Source organism: Flavobacterium sp. UBA7663 (assembly GCF_002483315.1).
GTDB lineage: Bacteria > Bacteroidota > Bacteroidia > Flavobacteriales > Flavobacteriaceae > Flavobacterium.
Genome location: NZ_DLHR01000010.1, coordinates 115,223 through 127,318 on the forward strand (window position 1 = coordinate 115,223; position 12,096 = coordinate 127,318).

Here is a 12,096-nt window from a genome sequence, read left to right on the forward strand (position 1 = left end):
AAAATTACATTAGGTATGGAAATTGTTTTTGGAACTTGGCATTGGGCCGTATCCGGTTTTTTAATTGGTATGGTGATGTTACTTTTAATTTATTTTGGAAAATCTTTCGGAATGTCTTCTAATCTGCGTACCATGTGTACTATGGCTGGAGCAGGTAAATTCAGTGATTTTTTTAAGTTTGATTGGCGTGAACAAAAGTGGAGTTTAGCCGTTGTGTTAGGTGCTTTTGTTGGAGGTTTTATCGCCTTTTACTTTTTATCGAATGGAACTGGTGTAAATATTAATTCCGATACAGTTTCACAACTACAAACCTTAGGAATAGAAGCTCCAAATGGTAAATTAATGCCTGATGCTATTTTTAGCATGGAAACACTTCAAACTCCAAAAGGATTTGCTATTTTATTAATTGGCGGCTTGTTAATTGGATTTGGAACACGTTACGCTGGTGGTTGTACTTCAGGTCACGCTATTTCTGGATTAAGTAATTTTCAACTACCTTCTTTAGTTGCTGTAATCGGATTTTTTATTGGAGGATTATTAATGGCACATTATATTTTACCTATAATTTTTAAAACAGCATAAGCATATGAAATTAGCTAGATTTTTTCTGACAGGAATTGTATTCGGAATTGTTTTGACTAAGGCAGAAGCTGTTTCTTGGTATCGCATTTACGAAATGTTTCATTTTCAATCGTTTCATATGTTTGGAATTATTGGAATGGCTTTATTTACAGGAGTTTTAGGTATTCAGTTAATCAAAAGGTTTAAAATAAAAGACTTCAACGGTTTTCCAATTCAAATTATTGAAAAAGAAAAAGGTTTTTGGCGTTATATTATTGGTGGAACACTATTTGGACTAGGTTGGGCATTAGTGGGAAGTTGTCCAGGACCTATTTTTATTTTACTTGGAACAGGAACCTATGCCATTGCCGTAGTTTTAATTGGTGCTTTGTTAGGAACTTATATTTACGGACTTCTAAAGGATAAATTACCTCATTAAAGTTAAGTTAAAGTAACAAAAGTTACTGTGTTTGGCTTCTAGATTTTGTAAATTTGTTATTCATAAAAATACAATATCATGAAAACTACACTATATATTCAAAATTTAAAATGTGGCGGTTGTGCCAATACTATTACAAAGAATGTTTCTTCAATTGATGCTGTTACTGAAGTGTCTGTTAATGTTGAAGAAAATTCCGTTTCTTTTGATTATCCAACAGAAGAAAAGTTAATTGAAGTTAAGGAAAAACTGAAAGTATTAGGATATCCCGAAGATGGCGAAGCAAACAGTTTAGGAGCAAAAGCTAAATCGTATGTAAGTTGTGCCATTGGAAAAATGAGTTAAATGAAAGTCCCGATTTATTCGGGATTTTTTATTTCTAATTGTAGTATAAGTAATATTTATCGTTTTCTAAATCTCATATTACCTTATTTTCGTACTTTTGAAAGTATAAGTTTAATATCTTAAAAACGCTATGAAAATTGTAGTATCACCTGCCAAATCCTTAAATTTTGAATCACCACTTCCAATTCAAAACTATACTGAAAGTTTATTTTTAAAAGAAGCGGAAACCATTCAAAAAACTTTAAAAAAGAAAAAGCCAAAGCAATTGATGGAGTTAATGGACATTTCGGAAAAGTTAGCCGATTTGAATTGGGAACGCAATCAAAATTGGTCGTTACCTTTTACGCCTGAAAATGCTCGTCCAGCTGTTTTTGCTTTCGATGGCGATGTTTATACAGGTTTAGATGCTTATACTATCTCAACCGATAAATTTCCTATTCTAGAAGATAAATTACGCATTCTTTCGGGTTTATATGGTGTTTTAAAGCCTCTTGATTTAATGCTACCGTATCGATTAGAAATGGGGACTTCTTTGCCTATTGGCTCAAAAAAGAACTTGTATGAGTTCTGGAAAAAAAAGGTAACGGCATCTTTGAATAGTGAATTACAAAAAAACGAAATTTTCATCAACTTAGCGAGTAACGAATATTTTTCTGCAGTAGATACCAAAACGTTGAAAGTTCCAGTTATTACTCCAGAATTTAAAGATTACAAAGACGGAAAATTAAAAATGATTAGCTTCTTTGCCAAAAAGGCAAGAGGTTTAATGGTACGTTATATTATTGATACCAATGCAGAAACAATAGAAGATTTGAAGCAATTCAATTATGATGGATATGCTTTTGATGCAAACTTGTCTAAAGGAAACACATTAGTTTTTACCCGATAATAAATGAAATTACACCTAAACGATACTTTCAATCAGCAATTGCCAGCCGATTCAAATGTTTCAAATACACGAAGACAAGTATTTGATGCTGCTTTTTCGTTTGTATCACCTCGTGTTCCTTCAAACCCTAAATCGCTTCATGTTGCTGATGAGGTGGCTCAATTATTAGGAATTTCTGAAGCAGAAACACAATCTCTTGATTTTTTAAATTTGGTTTCAGGAAGTAGTGTTTATCCAGATTCAAAACCTTATGCCATGGCGTATGCCGGACATCAATTTGGGAATTGGGCTGGACAACTAGGTGATGGAAGAGCAATCAATTTATTTGAGATTTTGCACAATAATCAGCGTTGGACATTACAATTGAAAGGAGCAGGTGAAACGCCTTATTCGAGAACGGCGGATGGTTTTGCCGTTTTGCGTTCTTCAATACGCGAACATTTGTGTAGTGAAGCGATGTATCATTTGGGTGTACCTACCACTCGCTCGTTATCCTTGGTGACAACTGGTGACAAAGTTTTGAGAGATGTTTTGTACAACGGAAATGCCGCTTATGAAGACGGAGCTGTGGTATGTAGGGTGGCTCCTTCGTTTATTCGTTTTGGGAATTTTCAGTTGTTTGCTGCTCGAAAAGATATCAAAAATTTAAAAGCGTTAGCCGATTATACGATTCAGTATTTTTATCCTGAAATTACCACATCGGGAAAAGAAAAGTATTTGCAGTTTTATCAAGAAGTGGTGAATAAAACAGTGGAAATGGTGTTGCATTGGCAACGCGTTGGTTTTGTTCATGGTGTGATGAATACGGATAATATGTCGATTTTGGGATTAACAATTGATTATGGTCCGTATGGTTGGTTGGAAGATTATGACCCGGATTGGACACCAAATACTACCGATGCAGAAGGCAGAAGATATCGTTTCAGAAACCAACCCGATATTGCTTTGTGGAATTTAGTACAATTAGGAAATGCTTTGTATCCGTTGATTGAAGATATTTCTTCGATGGAACAAGTATTGAATAATTACAGTCAGCAATTTGATAGTCAATTTCCGATAATACAACAGCAGAAGTTGGGATTACAAGCGGAATATGATGCTCATTTTCAAGATGAATTAATTACTTTGTTGACTGCTTCAGAAACCGATATGACGATTTTCTATCGCAACTTGGCCAATGTAGTAAAAACAGATTCTTCTGATGAAGCGTTAGCTAAAATTACCTTAGCGTTTTATCAACCCAATAAAATTGTAACGACATTAAAAACGAGTTGGCTGAATTGGATGGAATTGTATTTGGAGAAAATTAAAGCAGAAGTTGGTTCAGACGAAGAACGAAAAGAAGCTATGAATAAAGTGAATCCAAAATATGTGTTGCGAAATTACATGGCACAGTTAGCCATTGAAGCCGCAGAGAAAGAAGATTATACGCTTATTGACGAATTATATACATTGCTTAAAAATCCATACAACGAACAACCGCAATATAAAAAATGGTTTGCCAAACGACCTGATTGGGCGCGAGATAAAGTTGGGTGTTCTATGTTGTCGTGTAGTTCTTAGATTTAATGGCACTATGTTACGCAAAGTAGGCACAAAGTCACACAAAGGTTAATTTTAACATATAAGTCTTATAAGGTAAATGAAGTGTATTATTACCGATAATTAAGCTCATAAAAGGGATGCTTGACAGCAGACAAACTATGCGAATAGATAATTAAGAAATGTGTAATGTCTCTGTGTGAAAATTTGAAACCTGAAACAAAAATTAAAAACATATAAGTCATATAAAAAAAATAAGTCAAGGCTCACGTTGAATAAAGTTCATAATAGATTTTAAAGATTACTATTATTTTTATAATCTGTGTTCCAAAAACCTGAAACCTGAAACTTGAAACTTGAAACAAAAAATTAACTATGAAAAACTGGAATCCTATTACAACAGAACAAGATGTTCACAACATAATTGAAAAATCGAATGTAAAACCTCAAATTATTTTTAAAGATAGCGTGACTTGTGGCATTAGTGCTTATGCTAAGGAGCGCTTGGTTAGTGGAAATGATGTGTTGATTGCTAAAGCCGATTTCAATTATTTGGATTTGCTATCGTATCGAAGTGTTTCTAATTTTATTGCAGAGGAATTAAGTGTGATTCATCAATCGCCACAAATTATTGTTTTAAAGAATGGGGAAGTGGTGTATCGAGTATCGCATCATAGCATTCAGGCGGAAGACATTGCGAAGTATTTGTAGTTTTGGATTTAGGAATTTTCTAAAATAGGAACCGATTTTATATCTGTGATTTCTGTAATTTTTTCTAGAAATAGTATAACACTTTAGTCAATTGAAGTGTATAATTTTAATGTTGTAAATAATTACTAACATTATACTATTATGAAAAAAACAACTCTTTACTTATTGATGCTAATAATGTCGATAAGTTTCTTTCCAAACACTATGACAGCTGCAGGTAATCCATCAAATACACCAGCTACTGCGCCTATTGAAGTTCCAGCGCATGTACAAGTACAGTTAGATCGTTTGAATGAAATAAAAGCAATGGACAAGTCAGACATGACTTCTTCAGAAAAAAAAGCACTTCGAAAAGAAGTTAAAGTAATAAAATCTTCATTACGAGATAGTAATAGCGGTATTTATTTATCTGTAGGAGCTATTATCATTATCGTTCTTTTATTGATTTTATTATTGTAATATTTATCCAACTACCTATGACGAAATTATGAATGTTTTGTTTAGGAGTTGGATTCTTTAAATTCAATTTTCCCCAAATTACATTAAGTATTTGGGGAAAATTATTTTATTAAGTTAGTAATTGTAATTTAATATCAAGCCACTCTTTTTTGTGTAAAAAGAAAATTCTTTGGTTAAGAAACTGGAAGGTATTAATCATCTTAAATAGTTCCTGAAGTTGATCATTTTTGTATTCTTTTCCAACAAAATAGCCTAAATTTTTGTTTGAAAACTCATTGATTTCTTTTGATAATTCAGAATTTAATTCGTTTTGGTAAACAGGTAAATTTATTAGATTTTTAAGTTCCTCTTTTAATTTATTTTCAATAGGACGAAACGATTCGAAACGATCTCTGATGATTTCAAAAGGAGTTTCTTTATTTATGAACTCTAATGCTTCTGTAATCTGATTGTTTAGTTCAAAATTTTCATCAAATTTTTTGTCAAAATTCAAATACTTTTTACTCGCGGATTCAAATTCTATAGTTTTGTTTTTCTGAGTTGCTATAGCGTGAAAATAATTATAAATCTTTTGGTCGTGAAATGTTAACTTTTCTTGTAACTTTTTGATTTCATCCTCTATTTTATTGATGGCATTATTTACATCGCTTTTATTGTGTTTTACTCCTTCATAATCAAAAGTATTGATGTCATAATGACCAAGTTTAATGTTTTCTAGTATCATCAAATCTTGTTGAGCTGTAGCTAATTCTCTTGGAATGTTTGCCATTTCATCATTAAACAAATTTTCAAATGTATCTGTTGAGGAATTAATATTTTCCATTGAAAAATTTGTAGGACTATGCTGGTTGTAATATCCTTTAAAAGCTTCATTAAAGCTTTCTCTGTCATAATCTGCTTCAAATTCTTTAGTGAAATTGTCAAAACTAATTTTTATGTTTTCGGCAGGATAGTTTACCCTACCAAATAATTTTTGGGTTAACTTTTTCTCTGTTTCTGGTGCATCCGTAAATAGACTACTTGCAGGTTCAATATTTGGATTTGGTTTCACTATTCCAATTTTTTCTAATGCTGCGATGCGTTCTTCAATTTCTGGATGTGAAGCCCATTGGTTTTTAATTACCAATTTAGAAGCATTGAAAGAGTTTGTGTTTTCAGATTTTACTTCAGGTAGTTGATTGATGATAGCAATGCCTTGTTTTTCAGCATAGAAGTTCATGATATAGGAGTGTTCTTTGAAAATGTTTTCACTTATCCACCCTTCGCTGAATTTGTTTTCATAGAATTGTAAAATACTATTATAGCTTTTATCGGCTAAATCCATACGTAATAATGAAGTTTTTAATGGAATATAACCAGTAACATTTGCTGCTACTTCATCGGCATGAAATTCCATTTCTCGCGAAAGTGCCATATAGCTTTTATTTACAATACCATACATTTTTTGTAGAATCCACTGAATACCTTGTATTATTTTAACAGCTGCAGCCACAAATATGGAGAAATAACCACTCACATTAGCCCATTTTTGAATTAAGTTCTCATAGGAGTCATTCTCATATAGCATGTTGTACATGATTTGATTTACGTTGTAAACAAAACTTCCCACTTTCATTGTTCTTTGCGAAAAATGTCCAAATTCGTGTGCTAAAATGGCTTTTAATTCGTCGTGTGTTACACTGTTTACTAATCCCATTCCAATGTGTAGGTTCTTTTTTATTGGTAAGAACATACTCCAAAAACTAGAATCATAAAATACACTTGCATTTACTTCTGTTGATAGAAACACTTTTTTAGGAAAATTAGTTTTAGTTTCTGCAACAATTTCATCTATAAATGCAAATAATTTTGGTTCTTCAGAACGTTTTACTTCCGTGAAATTAGACAAATCAGTTTTATTTCTTTTGAAAAGGAATTTAAGTAAAAATATAATTATCATTACACCTAAACTCGCTAAACCAATTCCTAATGCTAAGGTAAAAAACATTGGTTTTGCTATTATTAATGTTACACCACCCGCTATGCAGGCAATTGTTACTAAAAATCCAATAAGTATTAAAAGGATATAAACGAGTATAAATAGTCCAATAGCAAAAATAGCTTTACTTGTTTGTTTTTTAAATTCAGGTGAAATTTGAATGTCCATATATTTTGTAAATAGAATTACAAATATGAAATTTATTTTGGAAAATATGCTAAATAGAAATGAAATTTCTCACAAAATATTCAATTTAAATTAGCTGTGAATGGATTTTCTAGTAATACAAAGTAAAGCCCATCGCCTTAGCTAAAGCGTAATGCTTTTCGAATAATTCTTCCACAATATCGTTTACGTCATCATATTCTTGGCATAAAGCAAAGAATGGATTGTCGATAATGGTACTTAGTATTGGTGCTGGGTTGCGATAGCCTGAAATGGAAATGGCTCCCGTGACATCTAAGAAATATTGAGCGGTTTCGGAATCTAGGTCTAATTGTAAGGTATTGGCAAAATGGATGCGTTTGTTGGTGAGTTTGCCTTCAAAAAACTCGGCTATTTCTTCTAGGCTATACAAATAATTATCAATAATGATGTTATTGTCTCTTCCTTGGAATACCAAATAGAGTATTTCATAATCATGAAAGTTTCGGTCTTCGTAGAGTAGGGTGGATAGGCTTTCTTCTAATCCTTCAATGCTGTCGCAGGTTTGGTAAACGTTAGTGATGTTGTATTGCAATGCTAGTTTTTCTAAAGAGGGTAGTATGATGCTGGATGTTTGGGAAGTGACATCTGGAACGCTTTCTAGGCAAAATAGTTTGGAATTAGGATGAATTGTTTTTGATTTTTACAAAAGTAGGTGGTTTTTTTGAATGTTGAATCTTGATTAACGAATGTTGAATTTTGAAATTAAAACACATAGGCACAGTAGTTTTACCTTGGGTTGATTTTTTAGGCGTTGCACTTGGCATAGTTAGCATTAGACTACACGCATAGTTTGTCATGCTGATAAGCATCTCTTGAATGTTGAATGATGATTAACGAATGTTGAAATTAAAACACATAGACACAATAGTTTTTTACACAGAGCTGCACCGAGTTTTTTTGGAAGTGGATTGAGTTGAGGGAGTTGCACAGAGACGTTACACTTTTATAGTTCACAATAGACTAATCGTCTAGTTTGTCATGCTGTTAAGCATTTCTTGAATGTTGAATGCTGATTAACGAATGTTGAATTTTGAAATTAAAACACATAGGCACATAGTTTTTTACACAGAGCTGCACGGAGTTTCTTTGGAAGTGGATTGTGTTGAGAGAGTTACACAGAGGCGTTGCACTTGGCATAGTTAACATTAGACTACACGCATAGTTTGTCATGCTGTTAAGTATCTCTTTAAGCACGATGAGTATTATAATTTACGGTACAAATGATAACTTTGACTTTGACTTTGTTCTTGTACTTGTTCTTGTACTTGTTCTTGTTCTTGTTCTTGTTCTTGTTCTTGTTCTTGTTCTTGATTTTTTCTTAAATTTTAGTTTTATTTATTTACTGACATTCAAATGGTTGGGAATGGGGTGAGGAGGAAAGTGTGTTTTTTTTACTTTTTTCTTTTGAAAACGTTTGCAGAAATAAAAAATCGTTCTATATTTGCACTCGCAATACGGAAGTAGTGCGCGACTTATTGGAGAAATGGCAGAGTGGTCGAATGCGGCAGTCTTGAAAACTGTTGACTGTAACAGGTCCGGGGGTTCGAATCCCTCTTTCTCCGCTAGCTGAAAAGCAAACGGTACTAAAACCCACTAAATTCAACAATTTAGTGGGTTTTTTCTTTTAGGGCTATATCAAATTATTCATTAAATCTCAAAGTTTAGGTGTCTTTTAAGGTGTCACTAAAAAAATAAATTTTAAGTGACACCTCGCAACGAAAGCACCGATACTACAAGATGTTCAACAACATATTCAAAAAATGTACATCTTGTGTGTAGTTATTAAATCGAATAAATTTAATACTAACTTTAAGGTCACCAACAATGAACACATCAGTATCAATTCTCTTCTACATCAAGAGAGCAAAAGCCAACAATTTAGGGGTTTGTCCTATCTACACTAGAGTTACTGTCAATACCAAACGTTTTGAGTTTAGCACCAACAAATATATCAATCCTGATAAATGGTCCTCAGAAGGCAGCAAAGTAAAAGGTTCCACAGAAGAAGCTAGAACAATCAATAGTCATCTTGATTACTTAAAAAGTCAAGTTTTAGAAGCTGAGAAGAAACTTTTCAAAAAAGACATCAGTTTAAATTCAGAAAATCTAAAGAATGAATTGTTTGGTCTATCAGAAACCAAGCGTATGCTTGTTCCCATCTTCCAAGACCACAACAACAAAATAAAGGAATTAGTTGGAAAAGAATACGCTCCAGGAACATTAGAACGCTACACTACTTCACTCAAGCATACTATTGAGTTTATGCAATGGAAATACAACGTTTCAGATATCGATATTACAAAGATTGATCATGCCTTTATAACCGATTACGAGTTTTGGTTGAGAAGTGTTAGAAACTGTGCTAATAACACAGCAGTTAAGTACCTTAAAAACTTCAATAAAATAATTAAGCTTTGTTTGGCCAATGACTGGCTAGATAAAAACCCATTTGCAAACTATAAGTCAAAAGTCAAAGAAGTTGATCGAGTTTATTTAACAGAAAATGAAATTCAAAGCATAATTGAAAAAGATTTCAAAACAGAAAGACTATCTCTGGTTCGCGATATCTTCCTTTTCAGTTGCTTTACTGGTTTGGCATACATTGATGTCAAAAACCTAACAAAATCCCATATAAGCTTCGGTATTGATGGCGAGAAATGGATATTCACTCACAGACAAAAAACAGAAAGTGCTTCCAAAATCCCAATCCTTCCAGTTACACAAATGATAATCGATAAATATGAAAATCATCCACAATGTAACAACGAGGATAAACTACTACCTATTCTATCAAACCAAAAAATGAACGCTTATTTAAAAGAAATAGCTGGAGTTTGTGAAATTGAAAAAGAACTTACATTTCACATTGCTAGACATACTTTTGCAACAACAGTAACACTTACTAATGGAGTTCCTATCGAAAGCGTAAGTAAAATGTTAGGTCATAAAAACTTGAGAACTACTCAACATTATGCTAAAGTGCTGGACAGAAAAGTGAGTGAAGATATGAAAATATTAAAAAATAAATTTGTGGGAAATATAAAGGCACCTAAAAAAAATGTAATATAAGAATTTGTTTTAAAAATATTTTTATCTTTGTATTCGTGAAACTTTTAAATTACATATTATCAATCTATCTAATTGCACTATCATGTTTGCCTTGTGCAGATATGGAAGTAAGTAGTGCAGCACACAAAGCTGTTGAGATTTCAGATAATCATGATGAAAAATCTCATAATCACGATAAAGAAAATGATTTATGTTCGCCTTTTTGCAACTGCAACTGTTGTGGCTCACAAATAGTGAGTTATTTTAAAATTACAACTTTTAGTTTTACACCGATTACAAAGAGTATAAAAACGCAATTACCGTCCTATACCTCTATAGTTACTTCCAATTTCTTCGGAAGTATATGGCAACCGCCTCAAATAGTATAATGATGCCCGAGTAGTTTCGGGTTAGAAACTTGTGAGCCTATCACAAATAATAGCAAAACTAGTTTTGCTAATTTCTAATTCATTATACAATTTCAATGTTAGACAAAATCATACAGTTCAGTATCAAGAACAAGTTTATAATACTATTATTTACTTTAGTTCTAATAGCGTTTGGTAGCTATTCTATAAAACAGTTACCACTCGATGCGTTACCCGATGTAACCAACAACCAAGTACAAATAATTACTACTGCTCCAACTTTAGCCAGTCAGGAAGTCGAGCAATTAATCACTTATCCTTTAGAACAATCTTTTAAAACAATCCCAAAAGTTATCGAGTTACGAAGTATTTCTCGTTTCGGACTTTCTGTAGTAACCGTTGTTTTCAAAGACGATGTAGATATTTACTGGGCTAGAGAACAAATATTTCAACGCCTTAGTCAAGCCAAAGAAAATATTCCTGCTTATGCTGGTTCTCCAGAGTTAGCACCAATATCAACAGGATTAGGCGAGATTTATCAGTATGATGTCTATGCCAAAAAAGGATATGAAGACAAATACGATGCTGTAAAATTACGAACCATTCAAGATTGGATTATTATTCCACAATTACAAGGTATCGAAGGCGTTGCCGAAGTCAGTACTTGGGGTGGAAAACTAAAACAATATGAAATCGCAGTTAATCCAAATACATTAAATAGTTTGGGAGTAACCATTACAGAAATTTTTGAAGCGTTAGAGAAAAACAATCAAAATACAGGTGGAGCTTATATCGAAAAAGACCAATACGCTTACTTTATTCGCGGTGTTGGTATGGCAACAGGCATTAAAGATTTAGAAAATGTAGTAGTCAAAAACAGAAATGGTGCACCAGTTTTAGTTCGCGATGTAGCTACTGTTCGTGAGGGAATTGCATTAAGATATGGTGCTTCGACCAAAGACGGTAAAGGCGAAATTGTTTGCGGTTTGGCTTTAATGTTAAAAGGCGAAAACTCTAGTGCCGTTGTAGAAAGAGTGAAAGAAAAAATGGCGCAAATCAATAAAACCTTACCCGAAGGAGTGGTTGCCGAAGCATTCATTGACAGAGGTAAATTAGTGGATAACGCAATAGGAACAGTTACTAAAAACCTTTTGGAAGGTGCATTAATAGTAATATTTGTATTGATACTATTTCTAGGTAATCTTCGAGCCGGATTAATTGTTGCATCAGTAATTCCGCTTTCAATGCTTTTTGCAGTAATCTTAATGAACCATTTTGGCGTAAGCGGAAACTTAATGAGTTTAGGAGCAATCGACTTCGGAATTATAGTCGATGGAGCGGTAATTATTGTAGAAGCAACAATGCATCATTTACAAAAACTCAAACGACAAAAGAATTTAACCCAAACAGAAATGGATACTGAAGTATATAAATCGGCTTCAAAAATTCGTAATAGTGCAGCATTCGGAGAAATAATTATTTTGATTGTTTATTTGCCAATCCTTGCATTAGTAGGAACAGAAGGCAAAATGTTCAAACCAATGGCAAT

At 32.9% G+C, this 12,096-nt stretch carries 12 protein-coding genes and 1 tRNA gene; 11 read left to right on the forward strand and 2 right to left on the reverse strand.

Translation table 11 applies throughout. The features are described 5' to 3' along the window. Positions 1-15: 15 nt before the first annotated feature. From B2741_RS02530 to B2741_RS02560, 7 genes are all read left to right on the forward strand, one after another. A complete protein-coding gene (locus B2741_RS02530; RefSeq protein ID WP_291135162.1) occupies positions 16-582 on the forward strand; it encodes a YeeE/YedE family protein in 567 nt (188 codons plus the stop codon). A gap of 4 nt (positions 583-586) precedes the next feature. Then, positions 587-1,000 (forward strand): DUF6691 family protein, encoded by a 414-nt coding sequence (locus B2741_RS02535; protein ID WP_291135137.1) that lies wholly within the window; start codon positions 587-589, stop codon positions 998-1,000. Between the two features lie 78 nt (positions 1,001-1,078). After that, on the forward strand, positions 1,079-1,345 hold the full coding sequence (locus B2741_RS02540) for a heavy-metal-associated domain-containing protein (protein ID WP_291135139.1): 267 nt from the start codon (positions 1,079-1,081) through the stop codon (positions 1,343-1,345). A 130-nt stretch (positions 1,346-1,475) separates the two neighbouring features. Next, positions 1,476-2,234, forward strand: coding sequence for a peroxide stress protein YaaA (gene yaaA, locus B2741_RS02545; RefSeq protein ID WP_291135141.1), 759 nt, complete (start codon positions 1,476-1,478; stop codon positions 2,232-2,234). A gap of 3 nt (positions 2,235-2,237) precedes the next feature. Next, positions 2,238-3,797, forward strand: a complete 1,560-nt coding sequence (locus B2741_RS02550) for a protein adenylyltransferase SelO (RefSeq protein WP_291135143.1) — start codon at positions 2,238-2,240, stop codon at positions 3,795-3,797. 354 nt (positions 3,798-4,151) lie between these two features. Then, positions 4,152-4,487, forward strand: coding sequence for a bacillithiol system redox-active protein YtxJ (gene ytxJ / locus B2741_RS02555; protein ID WP_291135145.1), 336 nt, complete (start codon positions 4,152-4,154; stop codon positions 4,485-4,487). A 141-nt stretch (positions 4,488-4,628) separates the two neighbouring features. Next, positions 4,629-4,946, forward strand: coding sequence for a hypothetical protein (locus B2741_RS02560; protein ID WP_291135148.1), 318 nt, complete (start codon positions 4,629-4,631; stop codon positions 4,944-4,946). A gap of 109 nt (positions 4,947-5,055) precedes the next feature. Here the strand turns inward: B2741_RS02560 and B2741_RS02565 are convergent, their stop codons facing one another. Continuing rightward, on the reverse strand, positions 5,056-7,092 hold the full coding sequence (locus B2741_RS02565) for a M48 family metalloprotease (protein WP_291135150.1): 2,037 nt from the start codon (positions 7,090-7,092) through the stop codon (positions 5,056-5,058). Positions 7,093-7,201: 109 nt separating this feature from the next. Then, entirely contained in the window at positions 7,202-7,759 is a 558-nt protein-coding gene (locus tag B2741_RS02570; protein WP_291135164.1) for a DUF6642 family protein, read from the reverse strand. Between the two features lie 849 nt (positions 7,760-8,608). Between B2741_RS02570 and B2741_RS02575 the strand changes: the two genes are divergently transcribed. The 4 genes from B2741_RS02575 to B2741_RS02590 all read left to right on the forward strand — a co-directional run. Beyond that, positions 8,609-8,693, forward strand: a tRNA-Ser gene (locus B2741_RS02575). Positions 8,694-8,955: 262 nt separating this feature from the next. Then, entirely contained in the window at positions 8,956-10,200 is a 1,245-nt protein-coding gene (locus B2741_RS02580; RefSeq protein ID WP_229324110.1) for a site-specific integrase, read from the forward strand. Positions 10,201-10,235: 35 nt separating this feature from the next. Beyond that, positions 10,236-10,568, forward strand: coding sequence for a DUF6660 family protein (locus tag B2741_RS02585; RefSeq protein ID WP_291135154.1), 333 nt, complete (start codon positions 10,236-10,238; stop codon positions 10,566-10,568). A 95-nt stretch (positions 10,569-10,663) separates the two neighbouring features. Beyond that, on the forward strand, positions 10,664-12,096 hold a 1,433-nt coding region (locus B2741_RS02590), incomplete at its 3' end, for an efflux RND transporter permease subunit (RefSeq protein ID WP_291135156.1).